This is a genomic window from Streptomyces sp. NPDC091371 (genome assembly GCF_040684275.1).
Lineage (GTDB): Bacteria > Actinomycetota > Actinomycetes > Streptomycetales > Streptomycetaceae > Streptomyces.
Map to the genome: position 1 here is coordinate 368092 of NZ_JBFBFP010000002.1, position 21619 is coordinate 389710.

General features: G+C 72.8%; 15 protein-coding genes. 11 read left to right on the forward strand and 4 right to left on the reverse strand.

Annotated features, from left to right (window positions below):
* Positions 1–37: 37 nt before the first annotated feature.
* Positions 38–1168 (forward strand): tRNA 2-thiouridine(34) synthase MnmA, encoded by a 1131-nt coding sequence (gene mnmA, locus AB0O21_RS04535; RefSeq protein ID WP_365166088.1) that lies wholly within the window; start codon positions 38–40, stop codon positions 1166–1168.
* A 199-nt stretch (positions 1169–1367) separates the two neighbouring features.
* On the opposite strand, the gene AB0O21_RS04540 is transcribed toward mnmA, so the two are convergent.
* Positions 1368–2294 (reverse strand): NADP-dependent oxidoreductase, encoded by a 927-nt coding sequence (locus tag AB0O21_RS04540; RefSeq protein WP_365166090.1) that lies wholly within the window; start codon positions 2292–2294, stop codon positions 1368–1370.
* Positions 2295–2446: 152 nt separating this feature from the next.
* On the opposite strand from AB0O21_RS04540, the gene AB0O21_RS04545 reads away from it, so the two are divergent.
* The 10 genes from AB0O21_RS04545 (at position 2447) to gatB (ending at position 17250) form a co-directional block, all read left to right on the forward strand.
* The gene (locus AB0O21_RS04545) at positions 2447–3463 is read left to right on the forward strand and encodes a helix-turn-helix domain-containing protein (protein WP_365166403.1); all 1017 of its coding nucleotides are present in this window, start codon (positions 2447–2449) and stop codon (positions 3461–3463) included.
* Positions 3464–3550: 87 nt separating this feature from the next.
* The gene (locus AB0O21_RS04550; protein WP_365166092.1) at positions 3551–6913 is read left to right on the forward strand and encodes a S8 family serine peptidase; all 3363 of its coding nucleotides are present in this window, start codon (positions 3551–3553) and stop codon (positions 6911–6913) included.
* A gap of 90 nt (positions 6914–7003) precedes the next feature.
* Positions 7004–7693, forward strand: a complete 690-nt coding sequence (locus AB0O21_RS04555; RefSeq protein WP_365166094.1) for an SDR family oxidoreductase — start codon at positions 7004–7006, stop codon at positions 7691–7693.
* Complete coding sequence (locus tag AB0O21_RS04560; RefSeq protein ID WP_365166096.1) at positions 7690–8685, forward strand: methionine synthase; 996 nt, start codon at positions 7690–7692, stop codon at positions 8683–8685. The genes AB0O21_RS04555 and AB0O21_RS04560 overlap by 4 nt, the downstream gene beginning before the upstream one ends.
* 30 nt (positions 8686–8715) lie before the next feature.
* The gene (ligA, locus tag AB0O21_RS04565; protein WP_365166098.1) at positions 8716–10917 is read left to right on the forward strand and encodes an NAD-dependent DNA ligase LigA; all 2202 of its coding nucleotides are present in this window, start codon (positions 8716–8718) and stop codon (positions 10915–10917) included.
* A 356-nt stretch (positions 10918–11273) separates the two neighbouring features.
* A complete protein-coding gene (locus tag AB0O21_RS04570) occupies positions 11274–13454 on the forward strand; it encodes a bifunctional diguanylate cyclase/phosphodiesterase (RefSeq protein ID WP_365166101.1) in 2181 nt (726 codons plus the stop codon).
* 224 nt (positions 13455–13678) lie between these two features.
* Positions 13679–13975 (forward strand): Asp-tRNA(Asn)/Glu-tRNA(Gln) amidotransferase subunit GatC, encoded by a 297-nt coding sequence (gatC, locus tag AB0O21_RS04575; RefSeq protein ID WP_365166104.1) that lies wholly within the window; start codon positions 13679–13681, stop codon positions 13973–13975.
* A 5-nt stretch (positions 13976–13980) separates the two neighbouring features.
* On the forward strand, positions 13981–15477 hold the full coding sequence (gene gatA / locus AB0O21_RS04580; RefSeq protein WP_365166107.1) for an Asp-tRNA(Asn)/Glu-tRNA(Gln) amidotransferase subunit GatA: 1497 nt from the start codon (positions 13981–13983) through the stop codon (positions 15475–15477).
* Positions 15474–15719 carry a hypothetical protein gene (locus AB0O21_RS04585; RefSeq protein WP_365166109.1) on the forward strand — a complete coding sequence of 82 codons (246 nt, stop codon included), beginning with the start codon at positions 15474–15476 and terminating at the stop codon, positions 15717–15719. Before gatA ends, AB0O21_RS04585 begins: the two co-directional genes overlap by 4 nt.
* A gap of 16 nt (positions 15720–15735) precedes the next feature.
* Positions 15736–17250, forward strand: coding sequence for an Asp-tRNA(Asn)/Glu-tRNA(Gln) amidotransferase subunit GatB (gatB, locus tag AB0O21_RS04590; protein ID WP_365166112.1), 1515 nt, complete (start codon positions 15736–15738; stop codon positions 17248–17250).
* Positions 17251–17316: 66 nt separating this feature from the next.
* Here gatB and AB0O21_RS04595 read toward each other — a convergent pair whose 3' ends face one another.
* The 3 genes from AB0O21_RS04595 to AB0O21_RS04605 form a co-directional block, all read right to left on the reverse strand.
* The gene (locus tag AB0O21_RS04595) at positions 17317–18816 is read right to left on the reverse strand and encodes a protein kinase (RefSeq protein WP_365166114.1); all 1500 of its coding nucleotides are present in this window, start codon (positions 18814–18816) and stop codon (positions 17317–17319) included.
* Between the two features lie 123 nt (positions 18817–18939).
* Positions 18940–19536, reverse strand: coding sequence for a GNAT family N-acetyltransferase (locus AB0O21_RS04600; RefSeq protein WP_365166116.1), 597 nt, complete (start codon positions 19534–19536; stop codon positions 18940–18942).
* The gene (locus AB0O21_RS04605) at positions 19533–21599 is read right to left on the reverse strand and encodes a penicillin acylase family protein (RefSeq protein ID WP_365166118.1); all 2067 of its coding nucleotides are present in this window, start codon (positions 21597–21599) and stop codon (positions 19533–19535) included. The genes AB0O21_RS04600 and AB0O21_RS04605 overlap by 4 nt, the downstream gene beginning before the upstream one ends.
* Between the last annotated feature and the right edge of the window lie 20 nt (positions 21600–21619).

Here is a 21619-nt window from a genome sequence, read left to right on the forward strand (position 1 = left end):
GTGACCCCTTGCGGTTCCCCGTACTCTGGACGGTGCTATGACTGAGAACCTGCCGCGCACCGCCCGCCCCCTTCGCGTCCTGGCCGCCATGTCCGGTGGCGTGGACTCCGCCGTCGCCGCCGCCCGCGCGGTCGAAGCCGGGCACGACGTGACCGGCGTCCACCTGGCGCTCTCCGCGAACCCGCAGTCCTTCCGGACCGGTGCACGCGGCTGCTGCACCATCGAGGACTCCCGCGACGCCCGCCGCGCCGCCGACGTCATCGGCATCCCCTTCTACTGCTGGGACCTCGCCGACCGCTTCCGCGAGGACGTGGTCGAGGACTTCATCGCCGAGTACGAGGCCGGGCGCACCCCGAACCCCTGCCTGCGCTGCAACGAGAAGATCAAGTTCGCGGCGCTGCTCGACAAGGCCCTCGCCCTCGGCTTCGACGCCGTCTGCACCGGCCACTACGCGACCATCGTGGAGAACGAGGACGGGACGCGCGAGATGCACCGCGCCTCCGACATGGCCAAGGACCAGTCGTACGTCCTCGGCGTCCTCGACGAGAAGCAGCTGGCCCACGCCCTCTTCCCGCTCGGCGACACGGTCACCACCAAGGACGAGATCCGCGCCGAGGCGGAGCGCCGCGGGCTGGCCGTGGCGAAGAAGCCCGACAGCCACGACATCTGCTTCATCGCCGACGGCGACACCCAGGGCTTCCTCGCGAACCGCCTCGGCAAGGCCGAGGGCGACATCGTCGACGAGACCGGCGAGAAGATCGGCAGCCACGACGGAGCCTTCGGCTTCACCATCGGCCAGCGCAAGGGCCTGCGCATCGGCCACCCCGCCCCCGACGGCAAGCCGCGCTACGTCCTCGACATCTCCCCGGTGAACAACACCGTCACCGTCGGCCCCGCCGAGGCCCTCGACGTGACCGCCCTGACCGCGATCCGCCCCCGCTGGTGCGGTTCCACGGCCGCCGCCCCGGGCACGTACACCGCCCAGCTGCGCGCCCACGGCGGCGAGACCGAGGTCTTCGCCGAGCTCGTGGACGGCGAGCTGCGCGTCTCCTTCACCGAACCGGTCCGCGGCGTGGCCCCCGGCCAGGCGATCGTGCTCTACGACGGCACACGCGTGGTCGGCTCGGCCACCATCGCCACGACCCGGCGCGCGGCCGCCTCGGTCTAGTGCTGTGACCGGCAAGGTTCACCGGGTCACGGCGCCCGGCACGGCACCTCGCTGCGTTGTCGGACCGCGCAAGTACGTCCAGTACGAGCCGCGGCCCTCAGCCTTGCGATGCTTCCCCTAGGCCCTGCGGGCCTGGGGAGGCCCCATGCACCGGACACCGCGACCCGGCAAACCTTTCCGGCCACAGCACTAGGCGGCGTCAGGCCACCGTCAGGACGATCTTGCCGGTGGTCCGGCCCTGCTCGACGATCTCGTGGGCCTTCGAAGCCTGCGCCAGCGGCAGCACCGTGTCGATGACCGGGCGCAGCTTCCCCGCCTCGACCAGGGCCGCGATCTCGACCAGGCCGCGGAAGTCGGGCTCCACCAGCGTCCAGCCGGTGTGCACGCCCTCCGCGCCGGCGGCCGGCACGTCGTCCGGCGAGGGCAGGGTGACCAGGTGGCCGCCCGGCTTCAGCACCTTCAGGGAGCGCTGCCCGTGCTCCCCGCCGAGGGAGTCGATCACGATGTCCACGTCCGTGACGACGTCCTCGAAGTCCGCGGTGCGGTAGTCGATCACCTCGTCCGCGCCCAGCTCGCGCACCAGCTCGTGCTTGCCCGCGCTCGCGGTGCCGATCACGTACGCGCCCCGGGCCTTGGCGATCTGCACGGCCAGGTGGCCGACCCCGCCGGCCGCGGCGTGCACCAGTACGCGCTGCCCGGCGGTCACGCCCGCGGTGTCCACCAGCGCCTGCCAGGCGGTCAGCGCCGCCAGCGGCAGCGCGGCCGCCCCCACGTGGTCCAGGGAGGCGGGCTTGCGGGCGAAGTGCCGGGCCGGGCCCACCACGTACTCGGCGTATCCGCCCGCCTGCCGCGGGAAGTGCGGCATGCCGTACACCTCGTCGCCGGGGGAGTAGAGGGTCACGCCGGGGCCGACCGCCTCGACCGTGCCGGAGACGTCCCAGCCGACGATCGGGGTCTCGCCCCAGGTGATCAGTCCGCCGCTGGCCCGAGTCTTCCCGTCGACCGGGTTCACGCCGGCGGCGTGGACGCGCACCAGGATCTCGTTCAGGCCCGGCACGGGACGCTCGATCTCGGTCTCGGTCAGGACCTCGGGGCCGCCCCACTGGCTCACGACGACAGCGCGCATTTCTTCTTCTCCTCGAACGTTTCCGCAGTTCCCGGCCGGTTCCGACCGCTGATGTGCCTCCAGCATCGGCCGGGCGCGGCCCTTGTGGTGTTGGCCGGATGGCCACTATGTGACAGGATCTGGCCATGGCTGAGGTGACTGCGGCAGGCACGATGGAGGCGGCGACGGGGAGCGGCGGGCGCGGCCGGCACCGGATCGCGGTGCTCGCGCTGCCCGGCTTCCCGCCCTTCGAGCTGGGGATCCCCTCCCGCGTCTTCGGCAGCGCCATGAACGAGCGCGGCGAGGCCCTGTACGAGGTCGTCGTCTGCACCGCCGACGGCCGTCCCGTGCCCAGCGATTCCGGGTTCACCCTCCAGCCCGCCGCCGGCCCCGAGGCCCTCGCCGCCGCCGACACCGTGATCATCCCGCCCACCCACGCCATGCCCGAGCTGGCCCACGGGGGCCCGCTGCCGCCCGAGGTGGCGGCGGCCATCGCCGGCATCCGGCCCGGCACCCGCCTGGTGTCGATCTGCACCGGCTCCTACGTGCTCGCCGCCGCCGGACTCCTCGACGGCCGCCCCGCGACCACGCACTGGAACCTCGCCCCCGAGTTCCGCCGGGCCTACCCCCGGGTCCTCCTCGACGAAGAGGTCCTCTTCGTCGACGACGGCGACATCCTGACCTCCGCCGGGGTCTCCTCCGGCGTCGACCTCTGCCTGCACATGATCCGCCGCGACCACGGAGCCGCGGTCACCAACCGCGCCGCCCGCATCTGCGTCGTACCGCCCTGGCGTGACGGCGGGCAGGCCCAGTACATCGACCGGCCCGTCCCGGAGCCCACCGTCGCCACCACCACCGCCACCCGCGCCTGGGCCCTGGAGCACCTCGCCGAACCCCTGACCCTCGCCGAGCTCGCCGCCCACGCGCGGATGAGCCTGCGCACCTTCACCCGCCGCTTCCGCGACGAGGTCGGCGCGACCCCGGTCCAGTGGCTCACCGCCCAACGCCTGGAGATCGCCCGGAACCTGCTGGAGTCCAGCGACCTCCCCGTCGACCTGGTGGCCCACCGCTCCGGATTCGGATCCGCCAACTCCCTCCGCGCACACATGCGTTCCGCGATCGGCATCTCGCCGATCGCCTACCGGCGCACCTTCAATCGCCCCAACAGCATTGCCCTGACGCCCAATTGAGTGTTCGTCACACCTGGGTGATACTTCGTGATCCGCCGGGCGGGCCGCGCCCCGCGGGTCATCGCCGTTCACCCAGGGGGAATCGACGTGCGAATACATCGCCATCGGCGGACGGGGGCGGCCGCGACGGCCGCCGTCGCCGCCCTCGCGCTCGCGGCGGGCCTGACCGTCCCCGCCTCGGCCGCGCCGACACCCGGCCCGTCCGGCACCGGGCAGCCGCACCGGACCGCCCGGCAGGGCCTGATCCACCTCACCCTCATCACCGGCGACCGGGTCACCGTCGACGCCGGGGGCCGCCCCGTCGGCTTCCAGCCCGCCCCGGGACGCGAGAAGACGCCCGTCGCGGTGGAACGCGACGGCGACCGGACCAGCCTCGTCCCCGCGGACGCCCAGCACCTGATCGACACGGGCCGCCTCGACCCGCGCCTCTTCGACATCACCGAGCTCAGCAGGCCCGAGTACCGCGAGGCCCGCGGCGGCCGCCTCAAGCTGATCCTCGGCTACGAGCCCGGCGCGGCCCCCGCGGCCACGTCCGCCCTGCGCGCCGCCGCCGGGCTCCGGGTGGACCGTACGTACGCCCTCCTCGGCGCCGAGGCCGTCAGCGCGGGCCCCGACGGGTCGGCGGCCGTCTGGACCGCCCTCACCGGAGACCGGGCCCGGGGCGTCGCCCCCGGCATCGCCACCGTCTGGCTGGACGGGGTACGCACCGCCTCCCTCGACAAGAGCACCCGGCAGATCGGCGCCGACCAGGCCTGGAGCGCCGGCTACGACGGCACCGGCGTCAAGATCGCCGTCCTCGACACCGGTGTCGACGCCACCCACCCCGACCTCTCCGGGCAGGTCGTCGCCGAACAGAACTTCTCCGCCTCCGCCGACGCCAAGGACCGCTACGGGCACGGCACCCACGTCGCCTCCATCGCCGCCGGTACGGGCGCCAAGTCGGGCGGCGCGTTCAAGGGCGTCGCCCCCGGGGCCAAGGTGCTCAACGGCAAGGTCCTCGACGACCGCGGTTCCGGCGACGACTCCGGCATCCTCGCCGGCATGGAATGGGCCGTCGCCCAGGGCGCCCAGGTCGTCAACCTCAGCCTCGGCGCCCCCGACAGCCCAGGCCTCGACCCGCTCGAAGCGGCCGTGAACAAGCTGAGCGCCGACCGGGGCGTGCTGTTCGCCATCGCCGCGGGCAACAGCGGCCGGTCCGGCCGCGGCAGCATCGGCTCCCCGGGCAGCGCGGACGCCGCGCTCACCGTCGGCGCCGTCAACGACGACGACGCCCTCGCGGACTTCTCCAGCATCGGGCCCCGCCTCGGCGACGGCGCGGTCAAGCCGGACGTCACCGCCCCGGGCGTGGACATCACCGCGGCCGCCGCCGACGGCGGTTCCCTCGGCGGCGGGACCGCCCCGGACCCGGACGGCTACCTCACGCTCTCCGGCACCTCGATGGCCGCCCCGCACGCCGCGGGTGCCGCCGCGCTGCTCAAGCAGCAGCACCCGCAGTGGACCGGCACCGAGCTCAAGGGCGTCCTCGCGGGCTCCGCGAAGCCCCGCCGGAACGGGGCGTACCAGCAGGGCAACGGCCGGATCGCCGTCGACAACGCGCTGCGCCTGGAGATCTTCGCCGAACCGGTCTCGCTGGTCTTCGCCGGCCAGCAGTGGCCGCACCACGACGACACCCCGGAGAAGAAGCAGCTCGGCTACCGCAACCTCGGCACCGCCCCGGTCACCCTCGACCTGGCCGCGACCGTCACCGACCCCGACGACAAGCCCGCCCCGGCCGGCATCGTCACCTTCGACGCACCCCGGGTGACCGTCCCGGCGGGCGGCAGCGCCTCCGTCGGCGTCATCGTCGACACCCGGCCGGGCGGTTCGGTGGACGGCACCTACACCGCGTACGTGGTGGCCACCGATCCGGCCGGGCAGAGCGTCCGCACCGCCGTGGCCGTCGAGCGCGAGGCCGAGTCGTACGACCTGACCCTCAAGCACCTCGGGCGGGACGGCAAGCCCGCCACGGCCTACGCCTCCGCCCTCCGAGGCCTGACCGGCGGCGCCGCGGGCAGGCGCTTCGCGTGGAACCCGGACACCGGGGCCGAGACCCTGCGGGTGCCGGCGGGCGGCTACCTGCTCAACACGAACATCGTGGTCGACCCCGACGACTTCACCCGGGGGATCGACTGGATCGCCCAGCCCTGGCTGGAGATCACCGGTGACACGACGGTGACCCTCGACGCGCGCACCACCGAGCCGGTGGACATCACCGTGCCCTCGCGGACGGCCACCATGGAGTTCGCCATGCCCCTGTACAGCCTGACGACGGAGGACTCGGGGCACGGCTTCGGCTGGTGGCTCGACTCCTACACCGGCCTGCGCACCCGCCAGCAGGGCCCGGATGTACAGCCGGGCACCAACCTGTTCCAGCAGTGGGACGCGCACTGGACGGACGGCCCGGCGGACGAGTACCACGCCACCCTCGGCGGCCCGGTCACCCGCCTGGCCACCGGTTACCAGCGGCAGCTGAAGGCGGCCGACCTCGCCACCGTCGCGGTGGAACACGGCGCTTCGGTGCCCGGCAAGGTGGGCATGGTCATGGCGCAGGGCGAACTGCCGGGCGCGACCGGCGGCAGTTCGCTGTCCCGCAACCGGGCCCTGCCCGGCACGACGACGCTCCACCTGGCGGCGGTGGACGGGGCCACGTGGGCGATCAGCGCCAGCCAGTCCGGCGAGCCGGACGAGAACGGCTTCCCGCGCGAGGAGACCCAGTACGACACGGGCGGCCCGCGCACCTTCCAGGCCGGCCGCACCTACCGGGAGCGCTTCAACGCCGGGGTCTTCGGCCCGCGCGTCGACACCGCGGCGGGGCTGGGCCTCTACCGCCAGGGCGACGAGCTGTGGGGGACGGCGCCGCTGCTCGCGGACGGCGCGGGACACGTGGGCGCCGACTACTTCACCAAGGGCCGGACGGTCCTCTACCGGGGCGGCGTGCCGGTCGGCTCCTACGACGCGGAACTCGCCTGGGCGTCGCGCTTCGCCGTCCCGGCGGCCACGGGCTCGTACAAACTGGTCACCTCGACCACCCGGTCGGACACGGTCTCCCGCATCTCCTCCAAGGTGACCGCGACCTGGTGGTTCCGCTCCGGGACCACACCCGCCGACACCGAGACCCCGATCCCGCTGTCCGCCGTCCGCTTCACCGCCGACCTGTCCCTGGCCGGCACCTCCCCGGCGGGCCGGACCCTCCGCGTCCCGGTCACCGTCCAGGGCGCGGCCGCGAAGTCCCTCGCGGTCCAGGTCTCGTACGACGACGGCTACACCTGGCGCACCGTCCCGGTCCGGTCCGGCGCGGTGACGGTCAAGAACCCGGCGAAGGGCGGGCACGTCTCCCTCCGCGGCACGACGACCGACGGCTCGGGCAACAAGTCCGAGATCACGGTCATCCGGGCCTGGTTCGCGGACTGACACCCGCCCGCGTCCGGGCAACGGCGCGGTCCCGCGGGCAAACCACCCGCGGGGCCGCACCCGCGCGCGGCGGAATGCGAGCATGGGCGCATGGCTACTCACCTGATCACCGGTGCCGGATCCGGCATCGGCGCCGCCGTCGCGGCCCGCCTGCACGCACGCGGCGACGACCTCGTACTCCTCGCCCGGGACGCCGCCCGCGGCAAGCAGCTCGTCGAGCGCTACCCCGGAGCGCGGGCCCTCGTCGGCGACCTCGCCGATCCGGACCGGCTCTCGTGGGCCTTCTCCAAGCAGCCGATCCCCGAGCGGATCGACTCCCTGCTGCACGTCGCCGGGATCGTGGACCTCGGCCCGGTCGGCGAACTGCGGCCCAAGACCTGGCACCAGCAGCTCAACGTCAACCTGATCGCCCCCGCCGAGGTGACCCGGCTGCTGCTGCCCACCCTGCGCGCCTCCAAGGCCACCGTCGTCTTCGTGAACTCCGGCGCCGGACTCACCGCCCACGCGGACTGGAGCGCCTACGCCGCTTCCAAGCACGGGCTGAAGGCCCTCGCCGACTCGCTGCGCGCGGAGGAGAAGCCCAACGGCATCCGCGTCACCTCCGTCTACCCGGGGCGCACCGCAAGCCCCATGCAGGCCAAGGTGCACTCCCAGGAGGGCAAGGAGTACGACCCTGCCGCCTGGATCGACCCCGAGTCGGTGGCGACCACCATCATCATGGCCGTCGACCTGCCCCGCGACGCGGAGGTCAACGACCTGACCGTCAGGCCCGGGCGATGAGCGCGAGCGCCACCGGCGTCGGTTCGCTGCCCGGCGGCGACGCCCGCGAGGCCGCCAAGACCGTCACGGGATCCTTCGAGGAGTTCCCGTACCTCCCCGAGCTGCCCGCCCGCGGGCCCGGCGCGGACATGATCGGCCGGTCCCTCGGACTGCTCGTCGACATGTACGCGCACGTCGAGCCCAGCGGCTGGCGGATCAGCGACCGGCCGGGCCGGGACACGAGGCGGTCCCGGTCCTGGCTCGGCGAGGACCTGGACGCGCTGGAGGAGTTCACCCAGGGGTACGAGGGCAAGCTCAAGATCCAGGCAGTCGGGCCCTGGACGCTCGCCGCCGCCCTCGAACTGCACGGCGGCGAGGCCATGCTCCAGGACGCCGGCGCCTGCCGCGACCTGGCGGGATCGCTGGCCGAGGGGCTGCGCGAGCACCTCGCCGACGTGCGCAAGCGGATCCCGGGCGCCGAGGTCGTGCTGCAGTTCGACGAGCCGTCGCTGACCGCCGTGCTGCTCGGGCGGGTGCGGTCCGCGAGCGGGTACCGGACGTACCGCGCCGTCGACCGGCAGGTCGTCGAGGGCACCCTGCGGGACCTGTTCGCCGTGACCGACTCCGTCGCGGGCGCAGAGGTGATCGTGCACTCCTGCGCGCCCGAGGTGCCCTTCGGACTGCTGCGGCGAGCCGGCGCCACGGGCGTGTCGTTCGATTTCTCCCTGCTCACCGAGCGCGAGGATGACGCCATCGGGGAGGCCGTCGAAGGCGGTGCGAAACTCTTCGCCGGAGTGGTGCCGGGCACCGACGGCCCGTTGTCAGACCCTGCCGGTAGCGTCATGGGTGTCAGGAAGCTTTGGCGCAGGCTGGGGCTGGCCCCGGGGACTCTGGCGGAGTCCGTCGTGGTCACCCCGTCGTGCGGCCTGGCGGGCGCTTCACCCGCCTACGCCCGCGCGGTGCAGGCGCATTGCGTCAGGGCGGCGAGGTCGCTCGCCGACAACCCTGAGTGACGGTCGAGACGGGGCACGGGAGGACACGGCATGGCAGCCGAACAGCAGGACACGGCAGTACCGACGGCGGCGCGTGAGCAGCACCAGCTGCTCGCCGAGCAGGTCGAGGAGCACCGCTTCCGGTACTACGTGAACGACCAGCCGGTCGTCAGCGACGCCGAGTTCGACAAGCTGCTGCGCTCGCTGGAGGCGCTGGAGGAGGAGTACCCCGAGCTGCGCACGCCCGACTCGCCCACCCAGAAGGTGGCCGGGGCGTACGAGACGGACTTCGCCTCGGTCGAGCACCGGGAGCGCATGCTCTCCCTCGACAACGCCTTCGACGACGAGGAACTGGCCGCCTGGGCCGAGCGCGTGGCCCGGGACGTGAACACCCCGGACTTCCACTACCTGTGCGAGCTGAAGGTCGACGGCCTCGCCGTCAACCTGACGTACGAGAACGGCCGCCTCACCCGCGCCGCCACCCGTGGCGACGGCCGCACCGGCGAGGACATCACGCCCAACGTCCGCACCATCGCCGAGATCCCCGACCGGCTGAAGGGCGACCGGATCCCGGCCCTGGTCGAGATCCGCGGCGAGGTCTACTTCCCGATGGAGAAGTTCGAGGAGCTCAACGCCCGGCTCGTCGAGAGCGAGGGCAAGCCCTTCGCCAACCCGCGCAACGCCGCAGCCGGTTCGCTGCGCCAGAAGGACCCCAAGGTCACCGCGAGCCGTCCGCTGCACATGGTGGTCCACGGCATCGGCGCCCGCGAGGGCTTCGAGATCGAGCGCCAGTCGCAGGCGTACGAGCTGCTCCACGAGTGGGGCCTGCCCACCGCCCAGCACAACAAGGTGGTCTCCTCGCTCGCCGAAGTCCGCGAGTTCATCGCCTACTTCGGCGAGAACCGGCACTCGGTGGAGCACGAGATCGACGGCGTCGTCGTCAAGCTCGACGAGATCGCCCTCCAGGGCCGGCTCGGCTCCACGGCGCGCGCCCCGCGCTGGGCCATCGCCTGGAAGTACGCCCCCGAAGAGGTCAACACCAAGCTGATCAACATCAGGGTCGGCGTCGGCCGCACCGGCCGCGTGACCCCGTACGCACAGGTGGAGCCGGTGACGGTGGCCGGCTCCGAGGTCGAGTTCGCGACGCTGCACAACCAGGAGGTCGTCAAGGCCAAGGGCGTGCTCATCGGGGACACCGTCGTGCTGCGCAAGGCGGGCGACGTCATCCCCGAGATCCTCGGCCCGGTGGTGGACCTGCGGGACGGCAGCGAGCGGGAGTTCGTGATGCCGGCCGTCTGCCCCGAGTGCGGTACGGAGCTGCGCCCGATGAAGGAGGGGGACATCGACGTGCGCTGTCCCAACGGGCAGACCTGCCCCGCCCAGCTGCGCGAGCGCCTCTTCTACCTCGGCGGGCGCCAGTCCCTGGACATCGAGAACTTCGGCATGGTGGCGGCGGCCGCCCTGACCGGCCCGCTGGAGCCGGCCCAGCCGCCGATGCTGGACGAGGGCGACCTCTTCGGCCTCACCATCGAGGACCTCCTGCCCATCAAGGCGTACGTCCTGGACCAGGACAGCGGCCTGCCCAAGCGGGACCCGAAGACCGGCGAGGAGAAGATCGTCACGGTCTTCGCCAACCAGAAGGGCGAGCCGAAGAAGAACGCCCTGGCGATGCTGGAGAACATCGCCGCCGCCAAGGAGCGCCCCCTTGCACGCATCATCAACGGCCTGTCGATCCGTCACGTCGGCCCGGTCGCGGCCGAGGCCCTCGCCCGCGAGTTCCGGTCGATCGAGCGCATCGAGCAGGCCACCGAGGAGGAGCTGACCGCCACCGACGGGGTCGGCGCGATCATCGCGGCCTCCCTGAAGGAATGGTTCGCCGTCGACTGGCACCAGGAGATCCTGCGCAAGTGGCGGGAGGCCGGGGTCCGGATGGAGGAGGAAGGTTCCGCCGAGGAGGCCGGTCCGCGCCCCCTCGAAGGGCTGACCGTCGTCGTCACCGGTACTTTGCAGAGCCACACCCGGGACGGCGCCAAGGAGGCCCTGCAGAGCCGCGGCGCCAAGGTCACCGGATCCGTTTCGAAGAAGACCTCCTTCGTCGTCGTCGGAGACAATCCCGGCTCCAAGTACGACAAGGCCGTGCAGTTGAAGCTTTCCATCCTCGACGACGCCGGTTTCGCGGTACTCCTGGAACAGGGTCCGGACGCGGCGCGCGAGGCCGCCCTCCCGGTGGACGGCGCGGCCGCGGCGGAGTAGCGAAGGCGAACGGATGCGTGGCGTGCGGCCGTACGGGCGGGCGCACGCCAGGCGCGACCGGTGGTGGCAAACGGCTGGTACAAGGCTGGTCGCAGGCCGGTGACCTGTCGGATCATCGGATGGGTGACCAGGGGGTCCTGGTCCAAACTCACCCGTTCGGCGGATACCGTACTGATGAGGATGGCTGGGACGCATTCGGGCAACCACTGCCGACGGCTGCCCCTGGGAGCCTCCCGCGTCCTACTGTTGAGGGGTGCGCCTGTCGTGCACGGCAGCGGGATGCGATTCCGGCCGTGATGGCATGACATCGGGGCCATCGCGTGACATCGGCATCGCCGGCTGTGAGAGGGACGGGCATGAAACCCACCGAAAGCGCCGACCCGTCACCTGAATTCGGCGGGGACATCCCGTCCATGCGGGCGGGCCGGCTCGGTGTCCTGGGTGCCAGGACACCGGAGACCCGACCGCTCGACACGGGTGCGGGCGGAGCGGGGCGGGGCAACGTGCTGCCCTTCCTCGTCGTGGGCCTCGCCGCCGTGGTCCTCGTCGCGGGCATCGTCTCCGCACTGAGCAGCCGTCAGGCGCTGTTCCCCGGCGGCTCGGTCGGCTGGGCCCTGGCCCTGCTCACCGGCATCATCGTCGGCCACCTCGTCGCGCTCGGCCGCGACCGCTGGTGGGGCGGCACCGGGTCGGGCGCCGCGCTCACCCTCGGCGTCCTCATCCTCTACGGATGGGTCCCGGCCGGACTGGTCTCCCTCGCCGTGGTCTCCCTGGTCGGGGCCGCCCGCCGGCACCGCTGGCGGCAGGGGCTGCTGCACGGCTCCGTGGACGTCCTCGGCATCGGCGCGGGAGCCCTCGTCCTCTCCGCCTTCGGCGAGCGGCCCTCCGTCGAAACCCCCTGGAAGCCCACCAGCTGGGGGCTGGATGCGGTCCCCGAGGTGATCCTCGTCGCCCTCGCCTACCTGGTCGTCACCCGGGTGGTGCTGTGGGCCGCGCTCACCCCGCGCGGTGGCGGGCTGCCCACCGTCGCCCGCACCGCCCTGCTGCGCCAGGCCCTGGTCGCCGTGGCGCTGCTCGGCATCGCACCCCTCATCTGCGCCGTGGCCGTCACCCAGCCGGTGCTGCTGCCGCTGTTCGCCGTGCCGCTGATCGCACTGGACTCCACCCTGTGGATCGCCCGGGCGCGTGCCGAGGAACAGCTGCGGGACCCGCTGACCGGCCTGCCGAACCGGCAGTGGCTGCTGGAGCGGGCCTGGACCGCCCTGGACGAGGCTGAACGTTTGGGCACCCGGGCAGCTCTTGTGCTGATCGACCTGGACCGCTTCCGCGCGGTCAACGACACGCTGGGCCACCTCGCGGGCGACCGGCTGCTCCTCCAGATCGCCGAGCGGCTGCGCCAGGCCCTGCCCGAGGACGCCGAGGCGGCCCGGCTCGGCGGCGACGAGTTCGCCGTCCTGCTGCCCGTCGCCGACTCCACCACCAGCGCCCAGCGGATCGCCCGCAACCTGGTGGCCGAGCTCAGCTCCCCCCTCGACCTGGACGGCCTCACCCTCGTCCTGGAGGCCAGCGCCGGCCTCGCCGTTTTCCCCGACCACGCGCTGGACGCGGAAGGGCTGCTGCGGCGGGCGGACGTGGCGATGTACCAGGCGAAGCGCGACCGCACGGGCGTGGAGGTGTACGAGTCCAAGCGGGACAGCAACACGCCCGACCGGCTCGGCCTCCTCGGCGACCTGCGCCGGGCCCTCGACGCCGGCGAAGTGGAACTCCACTACCAGCCGAAGGTCCGCTTCGACGGGCAGGTGGCCGGGCTCGAAGCCCTGGTCCGCTGGGTCCATCCGGAACGCGGCCGGGTACCCCCCGACGAGTTCATCGCCATCGCCGAGACCTCCGGGCTGATGCCGCACCTGACGGAATACGTCCTGGAGACGGCCCTGGCGCAGGTCGCGCGGTGGCGGGCGCAGGGCCTGAAGGTCCCGGTCGCCGTCAACGTCTCGCCGCGCGACGTCCACACCCCCGGTTTCGCCGGCGCGGTGGCCGCGCGCCTCGCCCGGCACGGGGTCCCGGCGAGCGGGCTCCAGCTGGAAATAACGGAACACGTCCTGCTGGAAGACCCCCAGCGGGCGGCCGACACCATGGCGGGCCTGACCGGCCACGGCGTGAAGATGTCCCTGGACGACTTCGGCACCGGCTACTCCTCCCTGGTCCACCTGCGCAGGCTCCCGGTCAGCGAGCTGAAGATCGACCGCTCCTTCGTGGGCCGTCTCGCGGTCGACGCGCAGGACGCGGAGATCGTCCGCTGCACGGTGGACCTGGCCCACTCCCTCGGCCTCCTGGTCGTCGCCGAGGGCGTGGAGGACGACGAGACCTGGGAGCGGCTGCGGGACCTGGGCTGCGACGCGGTCCAGGGCTGGCTGGTGGCAGCGGCCATGCCCCCGCAGGAGGCCACGGCCTGGCTCCTGGCCCGCGGCGAACGCGGCTGGCGCCGCCCGGCCGACATCACGGCGGAGCTGGCGGCCGCGGAGGCCGACGCCGTCTGACTCCGCCGCCCGGCGGGGCTGAGATTTGCTCCGCAAATCCAGCCCCGCCGGGCGAAACCCCAGCCCCTCCGGCGATTGAGGAGCGGGGTCCGGGGCGGAGCCCCGAATCGGTGAGCCGCACCCGGCAGCCGGACCGCACCACCAACCGTTTAGCGGCGCAGCCACCCGGCCCCATAGGATTGGGCCCGAAACCTACACACTCACCACCCCCAGAGGATCGCTGCATGCCTGGCATCACGCGCGAGGAGGTCGCCCACCTCGCTCGGCTGGCACGTCTGGAGCTCAAGGCCGAAGAGCTGGACCACTTCGCCGGACAGCTCGACGACATCATCGGCGCGGTCGCCCGCGTTTCCGAGGTCGCCGACCGAGACGTACCGCCGACCTCCCACCCGCTGCCGCTGACGAATGTCTACCGCGCGGACGAGGTCCGTCCTTCGCTCACCCCCGAGCAGGCGCTCTCCGGCGCTCCCGCCCAGGAGCAGCAGCGTTTCAAGGTGCCGCAGATCCTGGGGGAGGGCTAACCGCCATGACCGACCACATCATCAAGCTCACGGCAGCCCGGACCGCCGAGAAGATCGCCTCCGGCGAGCTCACGGCCGTCGAGGTCACCGAGGCCCACCTGGCCCGCATCGACGCGACCGACGAGAAGGTCAACGCCTTCCTGCACGTCGACCGCGAAGGCGCCCTCGCGCAGGCCCGCGCCGTCGACGCCAAGCGCGAGCGCGGCGAGAAGCTCGGTCCGCTGGCCGGCGTACCGCTCGCCCTCAAGGACATCTTCACCACCGTCGGGGTCCCGACCACCGTCGGTTCGAAGATCCTCGAAGGCTGGATCCCGCCCTACGACGCGACCCTGACGCGCAAGCTGAAGGAAGCCGACGTCGTCATCCTCGGCAAGACCAACATGGACGAGTTCGCCATGGGGTCCTCCACCGAGAACAGCGCGTACGGCCCCACCGGCAACCCGTGGGACCTCACCCGGATCCCCGGCGGCTCCGGCGGCGGCTCCGCGGCCGCGCTGGCCGCCTTCCAGGCGCCCCTCGCCATCGGCACGGACACCGGCGGCTCCATCCGCCAGCCCGCCGCCGTCACCGGCACCGTCGGCGTCAAGCCCACGTACGGCGGCGTCTCCCGCTACGGCATGGTGGCCTTCTCCTCCTCCCTCGACCAGGGCGGCCCGTGCGCCCGTACGGTCCTGGACGCGGCCCTCCTCCACGAGGTCATCGCCGGCCACGACCCGATGGACTCCACCTCCATCGACGCCCCGGTCCCGCCGGTCGTCGAGGCGGCCCGCAACGGCTCCGTCGCCGGCATGCGCGTCGGCGTGGTCAAGCAGTTCGCCGGCGAGGGCTACCAGGCCGGCGTCGTCCAGCGCTTCAACGAGTCGGTGGAGCTCCTCAAGGAGCTCGGCGCCGAGATCGTAGAGCTGGACTGCCCGTCCTTCGACCTCGCGATGGCCGCGTACTACCTGATCGCGCCGTCCGAGTGCTCCTCGAACCTGGCCCGCTTCGACGCCATGCGCTACGGCCTGCGCGTCGGCGACGACGGCACCAAGTCCGCCGAGGACGTCACGGCCCTGACCCGCGAAGCCGGCTTCGGCGACGAGGTCAAGCGCCGCATCATCCTCGGTACGTACGCGCTCAGCTCCGGCTACTACGACGCGTACTACGGCTCCGCCCAGAAGGTCCGCACGCTCATCTCGCAGGACTTCGAGAAGTCCTTCGAGCAGGTCGACGTGATCGTCTCCCCGACGACCCCGACCACCGCCTTCCCCATCGGCGAGCGCACCGACGACCCGCTCGCCATGTACCTCGCGGACCTGTGCACCATCCCGACCAACCTGGCCGGCAACTCCGCCATGTCGCTCCCGTGCGGCCTGGCGCCGGAGGACGGCCTGCCGGTCGGTCTGCAGATCATTGCCCCGGCGATGAAGGACGACCGCCTGTACAAGGTGGGTGCGGCCGTCGAGGCCGCCTTCGTCGAGCGCTGGGGCCACCCGCTGCTTGAGGAGGCACCGTCGCTGTGAGCACCAGTGCACTGTCCAAGGCCAAGGGCTTCAAGAAGTCCAAGTCCGGCACCTACCTGTCGATCGGCACCACCGCCTTCGGCGCCATCAGTGTGATCAAGCAGGTCAAGAAGGCCCGCGTCGAGCACGACACGCTGAAGCTGGTCGATGCCGTCGTGTCCGCCGCCGCCATCGTCACCGGCCTCGCGATCCTGTACCGCGAGCTGAAGCGCCTGGGCGACGACGACGTCCTGCTGGGCTGAGAGGGAAAGTTTCACCGTGACCACCTTCACCGAACTGCTGTCGTACGACGCGGCCCTCGCGGCGTACGACCCCGTCATGGGCCTCGAGGTCCATGTCGAGCTCGGCACCAGGACCAAGATGTTCTGCGGCTGCTCGACCGAGCTGGGCGCCGACCCCAACTCGCAGACCTGCCCGGTCTGCCTGGGCCTGCCCGGCGCGCTCCCGGTCGTCAACGCGATCGGCATCGAGTCGGCCATCAAGATCGGTCTCGCGCTGAACTGCGAGATCGCCGAGTGGTGCCGCTTCGCCCGGAAGAACTACTTCTATCCGGACATGCCGAAGAACTTCCAGACCTCCCAGTACGACGAGCCGATCGCCTTCAACGGCTACCTGGACGTCCAGCTGGAGGACGGCGAGATCTTCCGCGTGGAGATCGAGCGCGCCCACATGGAGGAGGACACCGGCAAGTCGCTGCACGTCGGCGGCGCCACCGGCCGTATCCACGGCGCGTCCCACTCCCTGCTGGACTACAACCGCGCCGGCATCCCGCTCATCGAGATCGTCACCAAGCCGATCGAGGGCGCGGGCGAGCGCGCCCCCGAGGTCGCCAAGGCGTACGTGGCCGAGCTGCGCGAGGTCATCAAGGCGCTCGGCGTCTCCGAGGCCCGCATGGACAAGGGCCAGATGCGCTGCGACGTGAACCTCTCGCTGCGGCCGCACGGCCGCGAGGAGTTCGGCACGCGCTCGGAGACGAAGAACGTCAACTCGCTGCGCTCCGTCGAGCGCGCGGCGCGCTTCGAGATCCAGCGCCACGCGGCCGTCCTCGAGGCCGGCGGCACGATCGTGCAGGAGACCCGGCACTTCCACGAGGAGGACGGCTCCACCACGGCCGGCCGCATCAAGGACAACGCCGAGGACTACCGGTACTTCCCGGAGCCCGACCTGGTCCCCGTCGCCCCGGCCCGCGAGTGGGTCGAGGAGCTGCGCGCCGCGCTGCCCGAGATGCCGCGCGTGCGCCGCAACCGGCTCCGCGAGGAGTGGGGCGTGAACGAGCACGACATGCAGTCCATCCTCAACGCGGGCGCGGTGGACTCCATCGTCGCCACGATCGAGGCGGGCGCCGACTCGACCGCCGCGCGCAAGTGGTGGATGGGCGAGCTGGCCCGCAACGCCAACGAGCAGGGCGTCTCCGTGGACGAGCTGCCGGTCACCCCGGCCCAGGTGGCCCGGGTGGCGGCGCTGGTCGCCGACGGTTCGCTCAACGACAAGCTCGCCCGCAAGGTCTTCGAAGGCGTCCTCGCAGGCGAGGGCGACCCGGACGAGGTCGTCGAGAAGCGCGGCCTGAAGGTCGTCTCCGACGAGGGCGCGCTCGGCGCGGCCGTGGACGAGGCCATCGCGGGCAACGCGGCTATCGCGGACAAGATCCGCGGCGGCAAGGTCGCCGCCGTCGGCGCCCTGGTCGGCGCGGTCATGAAGACCACCCGCGGCCAGGCCGACGCGGCCCGCGTCAAGGAGCTCATCCTGGAGCGCCTGGGCGTGAGCGAGGGCTGAGCCCGAACGCTGTTCCGTACGAGGGGCCGTGCCCGGGATCTCCCGGGCACGGCCCCTCGCGTTCCGCTACTTCTTCAGGGTGGGGGCGCCCAGCGTGAGCGGGCCCAGACCGCAGTTGCGTCCGGGGTCTTCGTAGGAGATCTCCAGGCGCCGGCCGTTCGCGACGTCGAGCGACAGGGGCTTCGGCGACATGATCCGGAGCTCGCCGGCCCACACGGACGAGCCGTCCACCGTCACCTTCATCCGCGCCGTCGGATACGTGGAAGTGTCGTCGACGCCCGCGACCATGTTCAGGGTCTTCCAGCCGCCACCCAGGTCGTAGGCGGCCGAGCCGTTGCAGATCTTGTAGGGGCCGGCGGACACCAGCGCGGTTTCGTACCGCTGGTTGTTCAGCTTCCCCTTGCCCACCTCGAACCACGCGTCCTCGCCCTTGGCGACCAGGGCCAGGGTGGTGAGCGAGACCTCGTCGGTGCCGGGCGGGGCGGAGCCCGAACCCGAACCCGAGGGCTGCGCCGCCGGCCGGTCACCGCCCGCCTGCTTCGAGCCGTCCCCGTCCGTGTCGCCGAGGAGCCGTACGCCGATCACCGAGAGCGCCGCCAGGACCAGCACCCCGGCCACGGCGCTCAGCACCGGGCCGCGACGCCGCTTGCGCGAGGGTGAGGGCGGGGGCGGGGCTGGGGGCAGCGGCGGGGCGGACGGCATCGGCGGGGCGTCCTGGACGTCCCGCGGTACGGAGACCACGGCCCCGCGGACGTCCCGCACCCAGGCGGTCAGACTCGACGGCCGCTGCTCCGGGTCGGCCGAACAGAGCGCGGTGATCCGAGCCCGCCGCTCTCCGTCCAGTGCCGCGATCTGCGGCAGCGCGGCGATCGCGTCGGCCAGCAGGCCCGGTGCGGCCGGCGGGGACTGCCCGCTGAGCAGGAAGTAGGCGATGGCCCCGAAGGCGTACCGGTCCGTGCCCGGCGTGCGCTTGCCGTCGAAGACCTCGGGGGCCGCGTAGCCGGGCGTGAACCAGATCTCGGCGGTCTGGTGGTCGGCTGTCAGTTTGCTGAGGCCGAAGTCCACCAGCGTGGCCTGCCCGTGGGCGTCGACCATGACGTTGCCGGGGGAGAGGTCGCCGTGGATGACCTGGCGCCCGGACGGGGTGGCCTTCCCCGAGTGCAGCCAGTCCAGTACGTCGGCCAGCTGCTCCAGCGTCCGCATGATCTCGCCCCGCTCGGCGGCCGCGGCGAGGGTCCGCTCGGCCCGCCAGTCGCGCAGGTCGAGCCCGTCGACGTGGTTCATGACGAGCACCAGGGAGCGCCCGGTGACGTCGGCCGACTCGCCGGGCCGGTGGACCGGGGCGCCCTCGAAGTGCTCCCGTACGCCCACGACACCGGGCCGGTGGACGAAGCGCAGCAGCTCCGCCTGCTCGTTCCACTTCCGGCTGATCCGGTCGAACTCCTCGGCGGTGATCGTCTGCCGGGAGTCCAGCACCTTGACGACGACCGGCTCGACCCCGCCGGCCAGGTCGATCTCCGCGAGGTGGATCACGGCCTCGCCGCCGCGTCCGATGGGCCGCAGCAACCGGTACCGGTCGGGCGCCGCATCAGGTCCGATACACAGCCTCTGGCTGTTCAACGTGCCCCCATCACCAGAGAGTTGAATGGAGATCAGCTTCGCTGGCCGGGGCGGGCGGGGTCAATGGGATCAGTGGGTTCCCGGCGCGCCGAGGAATGCCAGGCGCGCCCTCTTGGTCGGCAGGTAGACCTCGGGCAGGTCGATCTCCGGGAGTTCGACCTCCGGGCCGAGCGTGAAACCGGTGCGCTCCAGCAGGGCGATCGCCTTGGCGTTGCGGGCGTCCGGCTCACCGACCACGCGCCGGGTGGCCGGGTCCGAGAAGACGAAGGCGATGAAGGCCGTCAGCAGGCCCGCCGTGAAACCGTGCTCGACCGCCCCCTTGGTCGGGCCGATGAGCAGGTGCACGCCGACGTCCCCGGGCAGCACCTCGTAGCACTCGCTGACCCGGTCCTCGGCGCAGTCGTACGTCTGGAACAGCGCGACCTGCTCGCCGTCGCGGGCGATCATGAACGCGTGGTGCGTCGTACGCCGGTCGACGTCCTCGTAGATCTCCTGGACGAGCTCGCGGCTCGCCTCGCCCATCCCCCAGAAGCGGGCGCGCTCCTCGGTGACCCAGCTGTGGATCAGGGCGGAGTCGGCGGCCGGGTCGACGGGGGTGATGGTGACCGTGCCGAAGCCCTCGACGAGGTGGCTGTACACGGGCTGCCGGGTGGAGGCGGGGGTCATATCGATTCCTTGGTGAGGCGGGACCAGTCCGTGACGACCGGTACGAGTTCGCACCGCGCCCACAGCGGCAGCTGGTCGCGGTGGTGGGGGGAGCCGGAGACGCCGTCAGCGCCGAGCGGTACCGCCCAGAGGCTGTCCTCGCGGCGGGCGAGGTCCCAGACGTAACGGGCCGCCGATGCGCGGGCGGTGAGGTCGGTGAAACCGGGGACGGAGGAGGTGGCGTTCACGCAGTCGTGGTCGCCGCCCAGGCCGGGCCACGCGGCCCCGTCGTCCGGGAGCGCCGACCAGGGCGCGAGGCGGTGGACCTCGGACCACGGGGTGTCGGGGGCGCCGGCCGCCGCCGTCTCCTCCAGCGCGGCGCGGACGTGCGCGGAGCGGTCCAGGCCGGGCAGCAGGGGACTGGCGAGCAGGCCTTCGAGGGCGTAGCCGATCCGGGGGACCAGGTACAGCCAGGGGTGGAAGACCTCCGGGCCGGCCGGCGCGCCCCACAGGTCCGCGAACACGGGATCGGCGGCGAGGCGGCGGACGGTCGCGGTGCGGAACGCCGCGAAGAGGGTGGCGTCGGCGCTGTCGGCCTCCATGTGCCGGTCCCAGGCCAGCAGCCGCTCGCGCAGAGCCCGCGCCGCCGGGGTCAGGTCCGCGAAGCCGGGCAGCAGGGCGAGCAGCGGCCCGGCCGAGCCCAGGTACGTGTCCCGGTGTACGTCGGCCATCGCCTTCGGGGACCACTCCGCCTGGCCGCTGAGCAGCTCGCGGATGCGGTTGGCGCGGTGCGGGGGAGCGAACTCCACCCCGAGCGGGGAGGCGATCCCGCGTGCGTTGGCCATGACGGCGAAGCCCTGCACCGGCTCGGCGGGCGTCTCGGCCCAGCCCCGCCAGGCGTGGCGCGACTCCCAGGCGGGGACGGGCCGCAGCCGGCCCGCGGGGTCGCGCAGCGGCACGGCGCCCGCGACCCGGTGCAGCAGGCCGCCCTCGGAGTCGGCGGCGTGGACGACGTTCACGGGCTCCGCCCAGCCGTCGAGCGCCCGGTCCACGTCGGCGACGGTGCGGGCGCGCAACAGGGCGGGGAGGGCGGCGAAGCCGAGGTCGCGGCGGACCCGGGGCGGGTAGCGCAGGGAGAGGGTGTCTTCGCTCCCGTCGGAGCCTTCGCGCACGACGACCGGTCCGCGGGCGGTCTCCAGCACCTCGACCTCGATGTCCGCGCCGCCGGCCACGGTGATGGTCTCCGTGCGGCGGTCGACGGGCTCCCAGACGCCGCCCGGACCCAGCGCCTCCAGAGCGGGGCCCTGCCCGCGCAGCTTCTCGACGTACAGGTCCTGGTAGTCGGCCATCGCGTTCGTGATCGCCCAGGCGGCGGTGCCGGTGTGCCCGAAGTGGGCGAGGCCGGGGACGCCGGGGACGGCGAGGCCGAGGACGTCGTACTCCGGGCAGGAGATACGTATCTGCTGGTAGACGCCCGGGTCCTCGATGAACCGGTGGGGGTCGCCCGCGATGATCGCCGCCCCTGTGGCCGTCCGGTCGCCGGGCACCAGCCAGCCGTTGCTGCCGGCGGTGCCGGGGCCGTCGGTGGCGAACAGGGTGGCCGCCTCGTCGCCGAGGGCGCGGGCCGCGCGCTCGCGCCACAGCTTGGTGGCGAACCCGGCGAACAGCACGTGGGTGGCGGCCCAGACCGCCAGCGGAACCCACGGCTCCCAGGGGGCGGGGGTCAGGCCGGTGCGGGCGAAGCGCCCGTCGCGGGCGGCGCCGGCGGCGAGGCCGTCGTTGACCCCGTCCACGTAGGAGCCGACCCAGGCGGCGGTCTCCGCGTCCAGGGCCTCGTGGCACCGCCGGGCCGTGTCGGCGAGGCGGCACTGGCGGGCGAAGCGGTCCCAGGCGACGGATCCGGCGCCGAGGAAGGCGGCGCTGGAGCCCTGGGCGCGGTGCCGTTCGACCTCCAGCTGCCAGGCGCGGTCGAACGCGGTGGCGCGGCCCTGGGCGTAGGCGAGCCGGAGGTGGCCGGCCGCGCGGAGGTGGGGGATGCCCCAGGGGTCGCGGAAGACCTCGTACGCACCGCTTTCGCTGCTCACACTCTCCCCCAAGGCGAATC

Bases quoted from the DNA above. Each gene is read 5' to 3' on its own strand.
- mnmA (WP_365166088.1), top strand. From the start codon at position 38: ATGACTGAGAACCTGCCGCGCACCGCCCGCCCCCTTCGCGTCCTGGCC.
- AB0O21_RS04540 (WP_365166090.1), bottom strand. From the start codon at position 2,294: ATGCGCGCTGTCGTCGTGAGCCAGTGGGGCGGCCCCGAGGTCCTGACC.
- AB0O21_RS04545 (WP_365166403.1), top strand. From the start codon at position 2,447: ATGGAGGCGGCGACGGGGAGCGGCGGGCGCGGCCGGCACCGGATCGCG.
- AB0O21_RS04555 (WP_365166094.1), top strand. From the start codon at position 7,004: ATGGCTACTCACCTGATCACCGGTGCCGGATCCGGCATCGGCGCCGCC.
- AB0O21_RS04560 (WP_365166096.1), top strand. From the start codon at position 7,690: ATGAGCGCGAGCGCCACCGGCGTCGGTTCGCTGCCCGGCGGCGACGCC.
- ligA (WP_365166098.1), top strand. From the start codon at position 8,716: ATGGCAGCCGAACAGCAGGACACGGCAGTACCGACGGCGGCGCGTGAG.
- AB0O21_RS04570 (WP_365166101.1), top strand. From the start codon at position 11,274: ATGAAACCCACCGAAAGCGCCGACCCGTCACCTGAATTCGGCGGGGAC.
- gatC (WP_365166104.1), top strand. From the start codon at position 13,679: ATGCCTGGCATCACGCGCGAGGAGGTCGCCCACCTCGCTCGGCTGGCA.
- gatA (WP_365166107.1), top strand. From the start codon at position 13,981: ATGACCGACCACATCATCAAGCTCACGGCAGCCCGGACCGCCGAGAAG.
- AB0O21_RS04600 (WP_365166116.1), bottom strand. From the start codon at position 19,536: ATGACCCCCGCCTCCACCCGGCAGCCCGTGTACAGCCACCTCGTCGAG.